This is a genomic window from Auritidibacter sp. NML120636 (assembly GCF_003185945.1).
GTDB classification, from domain to species: Bacteria; Actinomycetota; Actinomycetes; order Actinomycetales; family Micrococcaceae; genus Auritidibacter; species Auritidibacter ignavus.
Window position 1 is genome coordinate 195005 of sequence record NZ_QHLO01000001.1, and the last position, 17568, is coordinate 212572.

Genomic DNA, 17568 nt, shown 5'->3' on the forward strand with positions numbered 1-17568 from the left:
GCATAGATCCCCGCGTAAAAACTCTCACCGGGCAACGCAGCAGTCCGCCCGCGGATCGGAGCCTTCTAGTTGGCCGTGCGTGCCTCATGCTTTGATCCTGTCGGTGACCACCGTCCTACAAGGCTGGCGGTGATTTTTGATGGAATGGTTACTTTTCGGACTTGGCTTACTGCTGATCGGTGGTAACGGCTTTTTTGTGTCCGTGGAGTTCTCCATGATTTCCTTGGATGTTCCGACCGTGCAACGCATGGTCGATAACGGCAACCGCAAAGCCATTCCCCTGCTGAAATGCCTGAAGTCACTCTCCACCCAGTTGTCGAGTTGTCAGCTGGGGATCACGTTGACCACGCTATTGACCGGTTACGTTATGGAACCGGCGCTGGGCACCATTTTGGAAACCCCGATGCAGGCCTTGGGACTACCCGATGCGATCTCTTCCTCGGTCTCGCTGCTGATCTCTATGGTGATCGCGACAATCCTGTCGATGCTGATGGGAGAGCTGGTCCCCAAGAACCTGTCGATCGCGAAGGCTCTGGATGTCGGGCTCACGGTGGCTCGGGCACAGCTGATTTTCACCGCGATTTTCAAGCCGGTGATTCTGCTACTCAACGGCTTTGCGAACCGCGTGCTCAAAACCCTGGGGCTGGAAGCTGAAGAGGAGATTTCCGGGGCCCGGACCCCCGAGGAACTTTCCTCCTTGGTTCGTCGCTCCGCGGAGATGGGCACACTCGACGGGGACACCGCGCTCTTTGTGGACCGCACATTGCGTTTCGCTGACCGCACCGCCGCCGATGTGATGACACCGCGCATGAGAGTTGAAACTGTGGAGGTCGACCAATCGCTGTTGGAAGTCATCGATGCTGCCCGGCGAACCGGCGTCTCTCGGTTCCCGGTGATTGAGGATTCTGCCGACACGATTCGTGGCGTGTTGCACGTGAAGAAAGCAATCGCCGTTCCCAAAGACCAACGCGGTGACATGGTGGCTGCCGATATCATGACCGATTTGGCTCGGGTTCCAGAAACCATGCACCTCGATTCGCTGTTGACTGAATTGCGCGCGGTGAGTCTGCAGATGGTTGTCGTCGTTGATGAATACGGTGGCACCGCCGGTATCGTGACACTAGAAGACCTCGTGGAAGAAATCGTTGGAGAGGTTTCGGACGAACACGACAAAATTCGTCCGGGAGTGTTGCAGACAGCATCGGGGCACTGGTTCTTCCCTGCACTGTTGCGTCCCGACGAATTGATGGCTCAGATTCCAGAATTAAAAGTTCCCGAAAACGGCGCCTATGAAACCGTTGGCGGGTTCATCATGGCCGCCCTGGGGCGTGTGCCCGATATCGGGGATCAGGTGACCCTCGATGACGGCACTGTAGAAGTCATCAAAATGGACGGTCGCCGAGTCGACCGTTTGAAATATATCCCGGCGGTTCCGGATACCTCTAAAACGAAGACGGGTACCTCAATGTCAGGCGCTCCTTCCGTAGAGGCGGGTGAGAGCTAACGATGGATGAGCACGTCTCAGGTATCATCTGGCTCGTTGTTCTCTTGCTGGGCAACGCTTTCTTTGTGTCCGGTGAGTTTGCGGTCATGGGTGCCCGGCGCTCGCAGATTGAACCTAAGGCCGAAAACGGGTCAAAGCTGGCCAATACCGCCCTGTATGCGATGGAACACGTCACCCACATTCTGGCGGTCTGTCAGCTGGGCATTACGGTTTGTTCGCTGCTGATCCTCAATGTCTCCGAACCGGCTATCCACCATCTGTTTAGTATTCCGCTGCAGGCTACTGGACTCCCTGATCCGGTCGCCGATACCACCGCCTTTATCTTGGCGTTGTTGATCGTGACCTTCTTGCACGTGACTTTTGGTGAGATGGTGCCCAAAAATGCGGCTGTGACCCTGGCCGATCGGGCGATTCTGGTGCTTGCTGTACCGCTGGTGGCCCTGGACAAAGTATTACGTCCGCTGGTGTTGTTTTTGAACTTTGCGGCCAATGTCGTGCTGAAATTGTTCAAAGTCGAACCCCAAGACGAGGTCAACTCGACCTATACCTTGGAAGAGGTCCAATCCATCGTTGAAGAATCCACGCGTTCCGGGCTCTTAGACGACAACACCGGTTTACTCTCGGGCGCCCTGGAATTCTCTGACTACACCGCGGAACAAGTCATGCTTCCTTTGGACGATGTCATCACCCTGCCCCTGGGTTCCTCGGCGGAGGATTTCGACGACGCGGTGCGCCACACCGGGTTCTCTCGGTTCCTGATTGAAGACACCAACGACGGAGCCTATCTCGGCTACTTGCACCTGAAAGACGTGATGACCGTCCCAGAATTCCGCTACGAGGACCCGCTACCTCTATCAAAGATCCGATCGATGTCGAATGTGGCAGCCAGCGAAGAGATCGAAGATGCTCTGGAAGTGATGCAGCGCACCGGTTCGCACGTCGCGCGCGTGATTTCGCCGCAAGGAGAAACCATCGGTGTGCTGTTCCTTGAGGACGTCCTGGAAGTGCTGGTGGGTGAAATTCACGACGCTACTCAGCCCACGTCCGCCACTGACACGTCACAGTCCTCTTGAGGGCTTGACGAGGGTTGTTTTCTGATAATGAGAACTGTTTTCAATATGATAGTGTGTTCACGACTGGATACGAACCCCTCCATGAAGATGGTGCGGGGACTGTTTTATTTGTCAGATTGACGTGATTTCAGGAGGACACAGCATATGCGTCGCGATCACATTAACCTGCGCTCGCCTCATCGCCGGGCTGCTATGGCCCTCGGCTCACTGGGTATTATTGCTGCTCTCGGGTTGAGTGCCTGCTCCAACGACAACGCCGATTCTGAGGCCAACGCCGGGCAAGGAGAACAGAAAGAGGGACTGTCGGTCGTTGCTACCACGACCCAGGTTGGTTCCATTACCTCACAAATTACTGATTGCGCCGGTGGTGAAACCCAGGTCCTGATGGGCCCCGGTGATGACCCGCACCAGTTCTCGCTATCTTCCAAGCAGGTCACCGATGTTGTCGATGCAGACCTGGTGGTTTCCGTCGGCTTGGGCCTCGAAGCCGCTATGCAGGATTCTCTGGACAACGCGGAATCCGATGGTGCTGACATCTACGAGGTGGGTGAAGAGCTCGAGCCACTACCGATCGGCGATGATCATGTGCACAATGACGGCCACGATCATGATCATGGTGATGAAGACCATGACCATGATCACGAACATGGCCATGGTGATGAAGAGCACGACCATGATCACGACCATGATCATGGTGATGAAGAGCATGGCCATGATCACGACCATGATCATGGTGATGAAGAGCATGGCCATGATCACGACCATGACCATGGTGATGAAGATCCGCACGTGTGGATGGACGTATCTCGGATGGCTACCGCAGCCGAGCTGATCGGTGATCAGCTGGCTGAGCACACTGACGATCAGGAGCTGGCCGAGCAGTACACCAGTTGCGCCAGCGATGTTAAGGCTGACCTTGAGGAAACCGATCAAGAGGTTCGCGATATCCTCGACGAGATCGAGACTGACGAGCCCTCCTTGGTCACCGACCACGCAGCCTACCAGTACTTTGCTGATGCGTATGGTTTCGAGATTCGCGGTATCGTGATTCCTGGTGGTTCCACCGACGCGGAGCCTTCCAGCGCTGCATTGAGTGAACTTGCTCAGGTGCTAGAAGACGAAGACGCCGACGCCGCTGTGACCGATAAGCTTAGCCCCAATCCGACGTTGGAAGGACTGGCTGAAGACCACGGCGAGGTTCCGCTGATCCACCTGTACGAAGGTGGATTGGGTGAGCCCGATTCGGAAGCATCTACCTATCAGGACGCCATGATCTACAACGCAGAACAGTTGCGTGATGGATTGAACGGCGAGCAGTAGCCTTCCTCGCGCAACTGCGTGCCGGTGTTCAGGTGGTAACTCAAGAGAGGTGATCGACGGCGTGGAATGGTTGTTAGACCCGTTTGCGCTCGGATTCCAGCAACGCGCTCTCATCGGTGGCATGCTGGCTGCGGTGATGAGTGCCGTGGTTGGCGTGTGGCTGGTCTTGCGCGGGATGAGTTTCTTCGGCGACGCGTTCGTCCACGCCGTCGTTCCCGGCATTGCCGCCTCGGTGATTTTCGGTTTTTCACCTTACCTGGGGGCCGGGATTGCCGCGGTGGTGATGGTCACCGGCATGGAGCTGGTCCACCGCACCACCAGCTTGAAAGAGGACACCTCCATCGGGTTGTTATTTGTCGGCATGTTGGGCCTCGGTGTGGTGATGATTTCTACGCTCGAGTCTTTCGCCGGCTCGTTGACCACCATTCTGTTTGGTGATGCCTTGGGCGTCAGTCGCCAAGACATTATCGCTCAGTCAGTATTCTTGGTGGTCGTCGTGCTGATGTCCCTCATGCTTTATCGACCCTTGTTAGCGTTGAGCTTCTCTCCGCTGAAAGCCAAGTCCTTGGGAATGCGACCACAGCTGACGCACTGGTTGTTGTTGATCATGATTGCCGGAGCTGTGATCGGCAGTTTCCAAGCGGTGGGAACGGTGCTGGTATTCGGTCTCCTCGTCGGACCGGCAGCCACTGCGGCGTTGCTGACCCGTAGCGTGCCCCAAATGATGCTGGTCTCGGTGCTCATTGGGGTTACCTCGGTGGCTACCGGACTCATTATTAGCTACCACGCGGACACCGCTGCCTCTGCCACGATGGCAATGGTTCCCATCGTATTGTTCTTTGTGGTCCTAGCAATTCGAGATATCGTTCGCCGGATCCGCTCCCGGGCGTTGCGTTCGGAGTACGGCCCCGAGGACCCCGATGCTCCCGAGGCGGAGCCGGCTTTGTTGGCAGCTCAACACCCGGTGGCCAATCAGACGAGCACCCAACCGACCATGGCCCACGTCAAAGGTCCGAACGCATGATTTCACCATCGACAACGCACGCTTCGACCGCGCCGGACCAACGACTCCTTGTCCAGGCCCGGGACATCAAACTGGCCTATGGTCAGTATGTCGCCGTGGACCGGTCGAGTTTTCACATACCCGCCGGAGCCATTACCGCGGTGATAGGACCAAACGGGTCTGGTAAATCCACCTTGTTGCAGGCGATCGCCGGTGTTTTGCCGGTGGCTGCCGGTGAACTAACGGTGCTGGGCCGCTCACCTGAGAAAATGCGACCACACGTCTCCTTTGTGATGCAGTCGGTGGTCTTTCCGACCGGTACCCCAATTACGGTCAAGGACGTGGTGTCCATGGGGCGCTACCCCCAGACCGGCTGGTTTGGTCTGAGCACCGCGAAGGACCGGGTTGCCGTGGACCGGGCCATGGAGGTCATGGAGATCACTCACCTGAAGAAAAAGCATCTGGAAGAACTGTCCGGCGGTCAGCGTCAGCGCGTGTATGTGGCCCAGGGGATTGCCCAAGGTCATGAGATTCTCGTGCTCGATGAGCCGATGACCGGACTGGACGTCCGCTCGATGAAAGTCATCGACCAGGTGATTCACGAAGAGACCAAACACGGTCATTCCGTGGTGATGACGACGCACGATCTCGATGAGGCCGCTGTGGCCGATTATGTGGTGCTACTCAAAGGAAAGGTGCTGGCTTGTGGCATTCCCAGCGAGGTACTCACGCGCGAGAACCTGGAAACGGCCTACGGATTGGGTGCCCTGCATGATACAGCCAATCTCACCGAAGAGCTGAGTTCCCAGGGGATCGTGGCGTTGCCTCATACCGATAATGACAGCCACGGGCAAGAAAGAGCAGACGAGAATGACCACTCCTAACGCTAAGTTTCGGGTACTGATTCGTTAGTGAGGTTTTCTCGGCCCGCGAGCTGATCGCGCTGACAGTTCGGGCACAACCCGAATATTTCCAAGGTGTGATCCTGGGGGAGATATCCGAACCGACGTGCGGTCTCGTCGGCAACTTGTTCCAATTCGGGAGCCTCAAACTCTTCGGTGGCTTTGCACCGGGTGCACACGACGTGATGGTGGTGTTGAGGGCTAGTGCAGTGACGGTAGAAGGACTCTCCGTCATCACTGGTGAGCAGATCGACGGTTCCGGCTTCAACCTGGGCCTGGAGGACTCGGTAGACGGTCGCCAGCGAGACTTTTTGATCTTGACGCAATAAACCCTGGTGAATGTCTTGAGCCGAAACAAAATCGTCGGTTGCTGAGAGGAACTCCTGGATGGCTTGTTTCTGCCAGGTATTACGCGTTTTCGGCTGATTTGTCATGGCGATGCAACCTCGGGTTTAGGGTGGCGGTGAATATTGGCCGTGAGTAGGAATGATTCCGGGAAATGACAGCGGGTCGTGCCTCGACAGGCATCTGCACAAACACGGCTGTAACAGTTAGTGTAGGAGCGTGGACATTTCAGCTCAAAGTCGCCAGTCCGACATGAAACTCACAAAGTTTGGGCACTCGTGTGTTCGCCTGGATAGCACCGATCACCGCACCGTGATTGACCCCGGTGGTTTCACCGATGTGATCACCGCAGCTGCTGGAGCGGAGACCATTTTCATCACCCACGAACATCCCGATCATGTTGATGATGAGCTCGTCGTACAGTTGCTGGCCGGGCATTATTCGGTCCGGCTCTACGCGCCCGAAACGGTGATAGAACGACTCTCACACCGCGTTGCAACCGAAAAGCGCGATATTTCCGAACACCGACTTAAAGTGATCGCTGCCGGAGACGAGCTAGATTTACCTGGCTTTCACGTGCAAGCCGTGGGTGGCCAGCACGAGATCATTCACCCCCAGATCCCCCAAATCGACAACATCGGCTACGTGCTCAACGGGTCGGTATATCACCCCGGTGATAGCTTCATTGTTCCCGCCGGGGTCGAGATCGATACGCTGTGCCTACCGATTAACGCGCCCTGGGCGTCGTTGGAAGATACCTTAGACTTCATGATTAGCGTTCGGCCCCGCCAAGCGGTGCCGATCCATGACGGACTGTTGTCAGACAACGGCCACACCATTTACGACAAACAGGTTCAGGCCTTTGCTGAACGCTACGGCATTGAGCTGAATCTCCTAGCCGAAGGCGAACACGCGTGGACTCGATGACATCTTTAGGCCATACTGCCACCGAACAGCGCCCCGCCGCGCTGATCGCAGATCAGGTGCTGTCGTACTGGTTACGCCACGACGACGAGCAACACGTTCAAGAGGACCCCGGAACACAACCGGAAGGATTTGTTGCTACCGACCAAGCCCCGCAGGCCGGGCACCTGGTGATTCTCGATGTGCGCTGGTCGGCAACCGAACCCGGTGAAGGCCATGAACGCTACCGACAAGGGCACATTCCCGGCGCTGTGTTCGTCTCGATGTCCGGGCAACTCTCCGGGCACGGCGCCCCCTCAGAGGGACGTCACCCGCTACCGGATGCTTCCCGCTTCACGGACGCAGTGCGTATGCTGGGCATCAATGACGGCGACACTGTGGTGGTCTACGACGATGTGGCCTCGACCTCTGCTCCCCGCGCCTGGTGGTTGCTCCGCTATGCGGGTATGGAACGTGTTTATGTGCTCGATGGAGGCCTCCATGCTTGGCGTGAGGCCGGTCTGCCGCTGCAGGCCGGAGAAGCGCTACCAGCGATCGGTAAGGCCCACATCAGCTGGGGCAAAATGCCGGTTGTTGGCACCGAGGAAGTCGAAGCACTAGCAGCTGATGACAACGGGGTGTTGCTCGATGCCCGCGATTACCGTCGGTACACCGGTGAAGAAGAGCCCATCGATCCGGTGGCCGGCCACATCCCCGGAGCCGTCTCAGCCCCCGTATCTGAGCTGACCGATGAGACCGGGCGCTTTTTGCCTGCCCAGAAACTCCGTGAGCATTTCGCCTCCCGCGGCGTCGCACCGGAACATGCAGTGGGTGTTTATTGTGGCTCGGGTGTCACTGCGAGCGCGGAAGTGCTGGCTCTATATATTGCCGGCATGGACGTTGCCCTCTACCCCGGGTCGTTTTCGGCCTGGATTAACGCCGGGGATCGCCCGGTTGCCACCGGTGAGCATCCGTACTGATCCTGGCTGGGTGATCTTGAACACCGTGGCCGAAACGACGAGACTGGACGTGAGAGAGTTCGAGCCCGTCTGGCGCTGAGGACCCAGTGCCCAGTTGAGATAGCACGAGACAGGAGTCAGGACAATGTCCACCGTTTTTACCCGCGTCATCAATGGTGAAATCCCCGGCAGGTTCGTGTGGAAAGACGAACGCTGTGTGGGCTTTTTATCCATCGGCCCTATGGCACCCGGGCACACCCTCGTGGTGCCACGAGAAGAAGTGGATGTCTGGACCGACGCTGATCCGGATCTGCTCCAGCACTTGATCACCGTGGCCCAAAATATCGGCGCCGTGATGCCCAAGACCTTCAATGCGGTACGGGCCGGATTGATGATTGCCGGCTATGAGATCCCGCACCTGCACCTGCACGTCTGGCCCTCCAGCTCGTTGGAGGACTTCGACCTCGATAAGGTTGACAACAACCCTGAGCCCGCCGAGATGGACCAGGCCGCCGAGAAACTACGTGCCGCCCTCGTGGGGGCCGGCCACCAGGAATTCGTCCCCGAAGCATAAGCGGGGTCGACCACAGCCGGCACCATGCCGGGTGTGGCACAGACCTCAAGGTGAGGGCACGGCCTGTAGTGCAGCACGGACCTTCTTTTCCGACACCGACACGGCCGTGCCCAATTGCTGGGCAAAAAAGCTCACCCGTAGCTCTTGGAGGAGCCAAAACACCTGACTGAGCTCAGCGGGAATGAACCCGGCCTGTGCATAGTCATCCACCCGGCGCTGGTAGGCCTGCTCGAGATCGTGAATGACTTGCATCGACGCTGCGTCGGCCTGGAGACCGTGGGCTGAATTCTGCAATTTCTCAATCCGGACAGTGATGGCCTGGATATAGCGGGGTAGGTGCCGTAGCTGGCGCCACCCGGTTTTCGCCACGAAATGCTCGCCCAGTAACTCATCTAGTTGCGCGCGGATATCGGTCAGCACCGGCGCCATGGTCAAGGACTTAAGTGTCTTGGCGTCACGGCGTACGTGGCGAGCTGCGTGCAGCGCCTCGGAGACTACCGCGGTGACCCGAAAGTTTTGGTCTATCACCTCGGCGCGAACCTGCTCGTGCAATTGCTCAAACTGCTGGGCTGAGCGGGGGAGTTGGCTGTGCGAGGCTGGAACCAGCGCATCGATGGACGCGGTGAGACTGTCGGAGACAATCTCTTGCAGATCCGAATGCGGGGCACTGGTGAAGGTTAGCTTCTCCTCGTTGCTGAGGTGGTCGGCAATATAGCGTTGGGTATCGGGTAGCCCAGCCCGGAGCAACGCTACGACGCCGTGACGGTGCACGGATTGTGCCTCGCCCAGCGTTCGCATGATCACCAAATCAGCCCCCACCCCAGTGGTAGCGGGCGATAGCGCCGGGTAACCGGTCACCAGCTGGTGACCGGACCCGGTGGCCACCGGGGTTTGCACCTGTTCGGGGAGCTCGGGGATATCCCAGCGGGTCAACCCTTGCCGTGGCGTGAAGGACTCGGTCACGGTCCGGTCCTGGTCCCGTCGAGGTGGTTGCTTGCCGCTGTTGGATGCTGGCTGCCGTCGGGTGGTGTCCTTCCCGGGGCCAGGGGTGGGGTGCTGAGTGGTCTGAGCGAGGTCCACGCCTTGAGCCTGAGCCGCGCGGGTCAGTGATTCGGCCAGGGCGGTGCGGTTTTCGCCGGCCAGGTCTCGTTGCAACTGCCCGAGGTCTTCACCGACCCCCATGACCGCGCCACGGTGATCCACCACGGAGAACGTCATCCGCAAATGTTCGGGCAGGGCCTCGGGGCGCCACTGGTCCCGGGGCACCTTGACGTGCTTGACATCCAGTAAGACCGCCGAGAGGGCATCGTAGAAGTCATCGGTGAGCGGGTCGTAGTCGCGGTTGAGTATGGCCAGCGCCCGACGTGCGGTATCTGGGGCGGGAACCAACTGCTTGCGTAAGGCCTTCGGCACGTTTTTGATCAGTGCCGTAATCAGCTCTTCGCGTAGCCCTGGAATCAGCCAAGCGAAACGGTCGGGGTTCATCCGGTGCAAGATTTCGACCGCTATGGTCACCGTCACGCCGTCAGTTGGCGGTGGCGTGCCGGCGGAGTTGTTCTCGCGACGGGTCTGCGCCAGCGTCATCGGGGCAAAAGTGTAGTCCAGTGGGAGCTCGAGTTCACCGTGCTCGGTGGGGTGAATCAATACCGAGGGGTATTGTGCGGGGTCCAGTTGCTCGGGCTCGACGCGGATCAGGTCCTCGACCGCGATATCGAGCTGGTATTCATCTGTGCGACGTGCTTTTTTCCACCAGCGGTCAAAGTGCCGGACGGAGACCACCGAGGCTGGGATTCGGGCGTCGTAGAAGGCGAAGAGGTCCTCATCGGAGACTTTCAGATCGTGGCGACGATGTCGGGTCTGCAACTGGTCGACCTCGGCCATCCGCTCCCGGTTGCGCGCAAAGAACCGGTGCCGGGTGTGCCAGTCACCGTCCACCAGCGCGTGGCGGATAAACATCTCACGAGCCAGTTCACGGTTGACCCGGTAGTACTTGATCGGACGATCGACGGCCACCGGCACACCATAGACGGTGACCCTTTCCCGGGCCATCGCCGAGCCCTGACGGGTGGACCAATAGGGGTCCGAGACGCTGGATTTTGCCAACGGTCCAGCAATCTCTTCGATCCACTCGGGCTCGACTTTGGCCACCTGGCGTGCCCAGAGCCGGGAGGTTTCCACCAGTTCGGCAGCCATGACATAGTCGTGGCGCTTTGTGAACAGTCCGGACCCGGGGAAGATCCGAAATTTGGTGTTACGAGCACCAAGATATTCTTTCGTGCGTTGCTGATAGGTGCCGATCTGACTGAGTAACCCGGTCAGCACCGCCTGGTGGACTGCCTCATGGGTGCCGACCGGATCGACCGGTCCGGCCGAGACTTTCAAGCCCACCCGGTGCGCCATTTGCCGCAACTGCTGAACCAGATCCTGCCATTCACGTACGCGTAGGTAGTTGATGAATTCTCGGCGACACATCTTCCGGAACTGATTGCCCGAGAGCTGTTTTTGTTGGGAGCGTAAATACACCCACAGATTTAGCATCGCCGAAAAATCGGAATTCTCATCGGTGAAGCGCGCGTGGGCCTGATCGGCGGCATCTCGTTGATCGGCTGGGCGCTCGCGGGGGTCTTGGATGGTCATCCCGGCAGCCAGCACCATGACTTCGCGGGCTACCTTATGCTGGTCGGCTGCCAGAATCATCCGCCCCAGACGCGGGTCAATGGGTAATTGCGCTAGGCGACGGCCTAGGGGCGTGATGGTGCCACGGGTAAAGGTGCGGGTGCGCTTCGTGCCGGAGCGGTCGGTGACCTCCACCGGTGCCCCGGAGTTCAGGGCACCGAGCTCCAGCAATTGCTGAATACCGTCGGTAATTTGGCGGTGCTCGGGCGGTTGCAGGAAGGGGAACTCTTCCAGATCGGTGGGGGTTGTGGCTACGCCGGCGGCTAACATGTCCAGGATCACCGAGGCCAGCGAGGTTCGCAGAATCTCCGGGTCGGTAAATTCAGGGCGCTGGTTGAAATCTTCCTCGGAGTACAAGCGGATGGCCACCCCGGGGCTGGTGCGCCCGGCACGTCCGGCCCGCTGGTTCGCGGACGCCTGGGAAATGCGCTCGACCGGCAGCCGTTGCACCTTCGTGCGCTGGGAGTACCGTGAGATGCGGGCAGTACCGGTATCGATGACGGCCGTGATGCCCGGGACCGTCAGCGAGGTTTCGGCCACGTTGGTCGCCAAGACAATCCGCGGAGCCGAGGTGGAACTGCGCCGGAAGACGCGTTGCTGTTCAGCTAAGGACAACCGCCCGTAGAGGGGAAGAATGTCCGCGTGTTTGAGCCTTGGATGCGAGGAAATGGCAGCCTGGATCACTTCCTTGGCGTCACGGATCTCACGTTCTCCGGGAAAGAACACCAGGGTATCCCCACCGTGGTCGGTACCCAGCTCGAGCACCGCATCGGCCACCGCGTCCAACGGGTCCCGGGCGTCCTCGGCATCATCGGCGTCATCGTCGGGATCATCGGCGATGCGTGGATCGGTCAGTGGCCGGTAGCGGATCTCTACCGGATAGGTTCTGCCCGAGACTTCAATAATGGGGGCCGCTGCACCGGTGGGCGTGGAGAAATGTTCGGCAAAGGACTCCACATCGATGGTCGCTGAGGTGATGATCACCTTGAGATCCTGGCGTTGAGGCAGGATCTTCTTGAGGTAGCCCAGTAAGAAATCAATATTGAGCGATCGTTCGTGAGCTTCGTCGATGATCAGCATTGAGTAGCGGCGCAAGAGCGGATCATGCTGAATTTCGGCCAGCAAAATGCCGTCGGTCATGACCTTGACTGATGTCTCAGCTGACACCTCAGAGGTGAATCGCACCTGGTAGCCCACGTGTTCACCAACGGTTTCATTCAGCTCCTCGGCGATGCGTTCGGCCACTGACCGGGCGGCAATACGACGTGGCTGGGTGTGCCCAATCATCCCGTGCTGGTCCAGCCCCAGCTCCAGGCACATCTTTGGCAGCTGGGTGGTCTTACCGGACCCGGTTTCGCCGGCGACGATCACCACCTGGTGACCGGCCACCGCGTTCATGATCTGTTGTCGCTGGGAGCTCACCGGAAGATGTTCCGGATAGGTGATGCGCGCTGGAGGCAACAGGACATAGCCCGTGGAGGACGAAGAAGTGAACGGCGTCATCGTAGTTGGTGATCTCACTTTCGACGATCGCGGGTGGGCAGAAAGGCGGGCATAAAAAAATGCCTACATCCCCGATTCCAGATATCGGGATGTAGGCGGTGGTACCCCCGATAGGATTCGAACCTACGACCTTCTGCTCCGGAGGCAGACGCTCTATCCCCTGAGCTACGGAGGCGGGGCCAGATGATAGGGGCCATCGCCAGTGATCATCGGACGTGAATACTGTACCCTATTCTGACTCAGATCTCGAAACCACTACACTATGAGGGGTGACCCCAGAAGAACTCTCAGCAACCCTTTCGTCCGTATTGCACCAAGCCATTGCGGCCGGTGAGATCGATCTTGATCCGCAGCTGATTCCGCAGCCGGTGAAAGTTGAGCGCCCCCGTCACCGTGAACACGGAGACTGGGCATCGAACCTGGCGATGCAATTAGGAAAAAAGGCCGGGATGGCTCCCCGGGAGCTGGCCGAAATCCTGCGCACACGCTTGCAGGAGGAGTCGGGAATTTCCGCTGTAGAGGTCGCCGGTCCTGGGTTTCTGAACATTGTGGTGGAGGCAGCCGCGGCCGGACAGCTGGCGCACAGTATTGTCCAAGCCGGTGCTGAGTTTGGTCGTAACGACTCCTTGGCAGGCCAGGTCATTAACCTCGAGTTTGTCTCGGCTAACCCCACCGGTCCGTTGCATATCGGTCACACCCGCTGGGCGGCGTTAGGGGATGCCATCTCGCGACTGTTGCGGGCCAGCGGCGCTGAGGTGACCAACGAGTATTACATCAACGACGCCGGTAACCAGATGAATACGTTCGCGGACTCGGTCTATGCCCGGATCCACGACCAGCCGGTGCCTGACGGTGGTTACCCCGGTGCATATGTCACCGACATTGCCCGCCACATTGTGGCCGAGGCACCCGAGTTGGCAGAACAAGACCACGACGAGGTGTTACCGGAGCTACGTCGCCGGGCCTATCGGTTGCAGTTACAGGACATTCAAGACACCCTAGAGTCCTTCGGGGTCCACTTCGACGTCTGGTTCTCCGAACAGTCCCTGCACGATGCTGGCGCCATCGACTCGGCAGTCCAGCACCTGCGGGATCAGAACGAAGTTGATGACCACCAGGGCGCGGTCTGGTTACGCACCACCGACTTCGGCGACGATAAAGACCGCGTGCTGATTCGCGCCAATGGAGAGCCCACCTACTTTGCAGCCGATGCCGCCTATTATCTGTCGAAGAAAGAGCGCGGATTCGAACAGAAAATCTATTTGCTCGGGGCCGACCACCACGGTTATGTCTCGCGACTGAAGGCCATTGCCGCTTGCGCTGGAGACAACCCACGGCACCATATTGAAATCTTGATTGGCCAGCTGATCTCGGTCAACGGGGCGAAGCTGTCCAAACGCGCCGGCAACATCATCGAACTCAAGGACCTGGTGGAGTGGCTGGGACGTGATGCATTGCGCTACGACCTGGCACGGTATCCAGCCGATTCGCCGATCACTATTGATCCAGACCTGTTGCGTTCGCGCACCAACGACAACCCGGTCTTCTACGTCCAATACGCACACGCCCGGTCTCGTTCGGCGGCCCGGACCGCTGAAGCTCACGGCATCACTCGTGATGCGCTACCCTTTGATGCCGGTACCCTGACCGACCCGACCGAAACCGCACTGTTGGCTCAGCTCGGTGAGTTCCCCGCGGTCGTTGGACACGCCGCGGCGTTACGCCAGCCTCACCGGGTGGCACGGTACCTGGAGAATCTTGCCGGTGCCTATCACTCCTGGTATGGGGCGTGCCGGATCGTGCCGGCCCCAGATGAAGACGGGTCCGTCCCGGCAGCACAACTGGTCAATATTGCCCGGTTGTGGCTCAATGATGCCACCAGTCAGGTCTTGGCCAACGGCCTGGACCTGCTGGGCGTGTCGGCTCCAGAGAAAATGTAACCACCGATCACCGCGCGAAAGAGAACCCCGATGACTGAATCACCGTTGGCACCGTCTTGGTTGAGTTACCCCAGCGACACGTCGTATCTCAATCCCGTGATGTATTCGAACGGTACCACCCGTCAGGTTTCCGGGGAGGTCACCATCGGCACCGTGCCGGTCTCCGAGCTGGCCGCCACGTACGGTACTCCGTTGTTGGTGGTTGATGAGGATGATTTTCGCGCTAGGGCCCGAGGTTTCGTTGAAGGATTTAATCACGCCTTCGACTCCTTGTGTGGCGGGGTAGCTGTCTACTACGCCTCCAAGTCTTTGCTCACCGTCCAGGTCGCCCGCTGGGTGGCCGAGGAAGGTTTAAACATGGATGTGGCCTCTGGCGGTGAGCTTGCGATCGCGCTACGGGCCGGGTTTGATCCGGCCAAGATCGGCCTGCACGGCAATAACAAATCCGATCAGGAACTCACCCGGGCCTTGCAAACCGGGGTGGGGCGGATCGTGGTGGATTCCTTATCCGAGATACGCCGCTTGGCCGCGCTCGCCGAATCAGCCGGTGTGAGCGCACCGGTCATGTTGCGTTTGACCACCGGGGTTCATGCCTCAACCCACAGCTATATCGCCACCGCTCACGAGGACCAAAAATTTGGTCTGAGTATGATTCCGGCTCCGGGAGAAAAACGCTCCGTGGCCGAACAAGCGGTGCTGGCCGTGGCGGAACATCCCCACTTGAGGTACTTGGGGTTGCACTCACACATCGGATCACAAATTTTTGAAGCCGATGGTTTTACCGCCGCTGCCGACAGGATGCTGAACTTTATTGCAGCCCTGCAAACCCAGCACGGGATCACCACCGCCGAGCTGGACCTCGGAGGTGGCTACGGCATTGCCTACACCGAAGCTGATCGTCCCCGAGCCCCTGAAGATATCGCCGACTCACTGGCTGAAGGGATCCGCGCTACGCTCCAGTCACTCACCATTGACTGTCCTCGGATCTCGATCGAACCCGGTCGTGCGATCTCCGGCCCGGCCGGCTCCACCCTCTACCGGGTGGGTACCACCAAAACCGTGTGGGTTGATGACCCCACCGGGGCCGACCAGCCCGTGCCACGTCGTTACGTCGCTGTTGACGGCGGCATGTCCGATAACCCGCGTCCGGTGCTGTATGACGCCGACTACTCGGCCACCCTGGCCTCCCGGGTCTCCCAGGCCGATCCGGTACTGACCCGAATAGTTGGCAAACACTGCGAATCGGGCGATATTGTAGTGCGAGACACCTACCAGCCTGAGGACCTCGACGATCAGGACCTGGTACTCGTGCCGGCTACCGGCGCGTACTGTCACGTGATGAGTTCCAACTACAACGCATTACTGCGCCCTGCGGTGGTGGCCATCTCCGGAGGATCGGCCCGTCTGATTATTCGTCGAGAAACTGACCAGGACCTCTTCGCCCGCGAAGTCTAAGCCCCATGACGTTGTCTTGGGTCCCAGCCCAAGACAACACAAATTGTCGACAACTACGAACGAGCTCGGAGGAATATGACCGGCAAGCCCGCTGTACAAGAACTCAAAGTCGCTTTGTTAGGTGGCGGCACCGTCGGGTCACAGGTAGCCCGCATTTTGGTAGAAGACTCTGAGCTGATGACCGAACGGGTAGGTGTGTCGCTACGGTTGACCGGCGTGGCGGTGCGCAACCCCGAAGCCGAACGCGACTACCAGCTACCAGCCGAGTGCTACACCACCGATGCCAAGTCCCTGGTACGTGATGCCGACATCGTCATTGAACTCATGGGTGGCATCGCCCCGGCTCGCGACCTTATCCTCACGGCATTCGACTCCGGTGCCTCGGTAGTCACCGGTAACAAAGCATTATTGGCTACCCACGGGCACGAGCTCTATCAAGCAGCCGCCGATGCCGGAGTACAGCTGTCTTTTGAAGCCTCAGTGGCTGGGGCCATCCCCATTTTGCGTCCGGTGCGTGACTCGTTATCTGGCGACCGTATCACCCGCATCATGGGAATCGTCAACGGCACCACGAACTACATCATGGACCAGATGGATAGTACCGGTGCGAACTTCTACGACGCCTTGGCCGAGGCGCAACGGCTCGGTTATGCCGAAGCAGACCCCACCGCAGACGTGGGTGGCGCCGACGCCGCAGCTAAAGCCGCGGTCCTGGCTCACCTGGCTTTTAGTACCCCGTTCACCCTGGAACAGGTCTACTGCCAGGGAATGACCAACATTACTGACCGCGATCACCAGATGGCCGCGGAAGCCGGTTATGTGATCAAGATGTTGGCGATTATCGAACTGGTGCAGACCGCCGATGACCAAGAACCCGGTGTGGTCTTGCGGGTTCACCCCACCTTGCTGCCACGTGTGCACCCGCTGGCCACGGTGCGCGGGGCCTACAACGCAGTATTCGTGGAAGCAGAGAACGCTGGCGAGCTGATGTTCTACGGACCCGGTGCCGGGGGAGCCCCCACTGCCTCGGCCGTGATGGGCGATACGGTCTCTATTGCCCGTCGCATTCTGCGCGGTGGACCCGGCCGACCACACACCACCACGGGGCGTCTGAAAGCACTCGGCGTGGGCGATTCCATCACCCGCTACATGGTGGTACTGCGGACCGCGGATGTTCCCGGTGTGCTGTCTCAAGTCGCTGGCGTCTTTGCCGAGCGTGGGTTGTCCATTAAATCCATGAACCAGTCCCCAGATGAGGAGGCTGCCGCCGTGGGCAAACAGCGTGCCTTACTGCGGTTCATCACTCACCAGGCCCGGGAATCCGATCTGTCGCAGACGGTCAGTGCCGTTGAAGAACTCGACGTTGTTGACGCTGTCTTGGCCACGATGCGGGTGGAAGGTGACTAGTCCC

13 protein-coding genes and 1 tRNA gene are annotated in these 17568 nt (G+C 59.1%); 11 read left to right on the forward strand and 3 right to left on the reverse strand.

Annotated features, from left to right (window positions below; translation table 11 throughout):
- Positions 1-139: 139 nt before the first annotated feature.
- The 5 genes from DCC25_RS00880 to DCC25_RS00900 all read left to right on the forward strand — a co-directional run bounded on the left by DCC25_RS00880 (position 140) and on the right by DCC25_RS00900 (position 5784).
- Positions 140-1504: a hemolysin family protein gene (locus DCC25_RS00880; RefSeq protein ID WP_110100278.1), complete on the forward strand. Its 1365-nt coding sequence runs from the start codon at positions 140-142 to the stop codon at positions 1502-1504.
- A 2-nt stretch (positions 1505-1506) separates the two neighbouring features.
- Positions 1507-2577 carry a hemolysin family protein gene (locus DCC25_RS00885; protein WP_110100279.1) on the forward strand — a complete coding sequence of 357 codons (1071 nt, stop codon included), beginning with the start codon at positions 1507-1509 and terminating at the stop codon, positions 2575-2577.
- Positions 2578-2721: 144 nt separating this feature from the next.
- The gene (locus DCC25_RS00890; protein ID WP_110100280.1) at positions 2722-3897 is read left to right on the forward strand and encodes a metal ABC transporter substrate-binding protein; all 1176 of its coding nucleotides are present in this window, start codon (positions 2722-2724) and stop codon (positions 3895-3897) included.
- A gap of 61 nt (positions 3898-3958) precedes the next feature.
- Positions 3959-4921 carry a metal ABC transporter permease gene (locus DCC25_RS00895; protein WP_110100404.1) on the forward strand — a complete coding sequence of 321 codons (963 nt, stop codon included), beginning with the start codon at positions 3959-3961 and terminating at the stop codon, positions 4919-4921.
- Positions 4918-5784 (forward strand): metal ABC transporter ATP-binding protein, encoded by an 867-nt coding sequence (locus tag DCC25_RS00900; protein WP_110100281.1) that lies wholly within the window; start codon positions 4918-4920, stop codon positions 5782-5784. Before DCC25_RS00895 ends, DCC25_RS00900 begins: the two co-directional genes overlap by 4 nt.
- Positions 5785-5786: 2 nt before the next feature.
- On the opposite strand, the gene DCC25_RS00905 is transcribed toward DCC25_RS00900, so the two are convergent.
- On the reverse strand, positions 5787-6236 hold the full coding sequence (locus DCC25_RS00905; protein ID WP_110100282.1) for a Fur family transcriptional regulator: 450 nt from the start codon (positions 6234-6236) through the stop codon (positions 5787-5789).
- Between the two features lie 163 nt (positions 6237-6399).
- On the opposite strand from DCC25_RS00905, the gene DCC25_RS00910 reads away from it, so the two are divergent.
- The 3 genes from DCC25_RS00910 to DCC25_RS00920 all read left to right on the forward strand — a co-directional run bounded on the left by DCC25_RS00910 (position 6400) and on the right by DCC25_RS00920 (position 8583).
- A complete protein-coding gene (locus DCC25_RS00910) occupies positions 6400-7074 on the forward strand; it encodes an MBL fold metallo-hydrolase (protein ID WP_110100283.1) in 675 nt (224 codons plus the stop codon).
- Positions 7071-8030 (forward strand): sulfurtransferase, encoded by a 960-nt coding sequence (locus DCC25_RS00915; RefSeq protein WP_110098693.1) that lies wholly within the window; start codon positions 7071-7073, stop codon positions 8028-8030. Before DCC25_RS00910 ends, DCC25_RS00915 begins: the two co-directional genes overlap by 4 nt.
- 124 nt (positions 8031-8154) lie before the next feature.
- Positions 8155-8583, forward strand: a complete 429-nt coding sequence (locus DCC25_RS00920) for an HIT family protein (RefSeq protein WP_110100284.1) — start codon at positions 8155-8157, stop codon at positions 8581-8583.
- A 45-nt stretch (positions 8584-8628) separates the two neighbouring features.
- Here DCC25_RS00920 and hrpA read toward each other — a convergent pair whose 3' ends face one another.
- Both hrpA and DCC25_RS00930 read right to left on the reverse strand, forming a co-directional pair.
- Positions 8629-12762: an ATP-dependent RNA helicase HrpA gene (gene hrpA, locus DCC25_RS00925; protein ID WP_110100285.1), complete on the reverse strand. Its 4134-nt coding sequence runs from the start codon at positions 12760-12762 to the stop codon at positions 8629-8631.
- 99 nt (positions 12763-12861) lie between these two features.
- A tRNA-Arg gene (locus DCC25_RS00930) sits at positions 12862-12937 on the reverse strand.
- 94 nt (positions 12938-13031) lie between these two features.
- On the opposite strand from DCC25_RS00930, the gene argS reads away from it, so the two are divergent.
- The 3 genes from argS to DCC25_RS00945 all read left to right on the forward strand — a co-directional run bounded on the left by argS (position 13032) and on the right by DCC25_RS00945 (position 17564).
- A complete protein-coding gene (gene argS / locus DCC25_RS00935) occupies positions 13032-14702 on the forward strand; it encodes an arginine--tRNA ligase (protein WP_110100286.1) in 1671 nt (556 codons plus the stop codon).
- A 30-nt stretch (positions 14703-14732) separates the two neighbouring features.
- Positions 14733-16157 (forward strand): diaminopimelate decarboxylase, encoded by a 1425-nt coding sequence (gene lysA / locus DCC25_RS00940; RefSeq protein WP_110100287.1) that lies wholly within the window; start codon positions 14733-14735, stop codon positions 16155-16157.
- A gap of 75 nt (positions 16158-16232) precedes the next feature.
- Positions 16233-17564, forward strand: coding sequence for a homoserine dehydrogenase (locus DCC25_RS00945; RefSeq protein ID WP_110098656.1), 1332 nt, complete (start codon positions 16233-16235; stop codon positions 17562-17564).
- The last annotated feature ends 4 nt before the right edge of the window (positions 17565-17568 follow it).

Bases quoted from the DNA above. Each gene is read 5' to 3' on its own strand.
- DCC25_RS00880 (WP_110100278.1), top strand. From the start codon at position 140: ATGGAATGGTTACTTTTCGGACTTGGCTTACTGCTGATCGGTGGTAAC.
- DCC25_RS00885 (WP_110100279.1), top strand. From the start codon at position 1,507: ATGGATGAGCACGTCTCAGGTATCATCTGGCTCGTTGTTCTCTTGCTG.
- DCC25_RS00890 (WP_110100280.1), top strand. From the start codon at position 2,722: ATGCGTCGCGATCACATTAACCTGCGCTCGCCTCATCGCCGGGCTGCT.
- DCC25_RS00900 (WP_110100281.1), top strand. From the start codon at position 4,918: ATGATTTCACCATCGACAACGCACGCTTCGACCGCGCCGGACCAACGA.
- DCC25_RS00905 (WP_110100282.1), bottom strand. From the start codon at position 6,236: ATGACAAATCAGCCGAAAACGCGTAATACCTGGCAGAAACAAGCCATC.
- DCC25_RS00910 (WP_110100283.1), top strand. From the start codon at position 6,400: ATGAAACTCACAAAGTTTGGGCACTCGTGTGTTCGCCTGGATAGCACC.
- DCC25_RS00915 (WP_110098693.1), top strand. From the start codon at position 7,071: ATGACATCTTTAGGCCATACTGCCACCGAACAGCGCCCCGCCGCGCTG.
- DCC25_RS00920 (WP_110100284.1), top strand. From the start codon at position 8,155: ATGTCCACCGTTTTTACCCGCGTCATCAATGGTGAAATCCCCGGCAGG.
- hrpA (WP_110100285.1), bottom strand. From the start codon at position 12,762: ATGACGCCGTTCACTTCTTCGTCCTCCACGGGCTATGTCCTGTTGCCT.
- lysA (WP_110100287.1), top strand. From the start codon at position 14,733: ATGACTGAATCACCGTTGGCACCGTCTTGGTTGAGTTACCCCAGCGAC.
- DCC25_RS00945 (WP_110098656.1), top strand. From the start codon at position 16,233: ATGACCGGCAAGCCCGCTGTACAAGAACTCAAAGTCGCTTTGTTAGGT.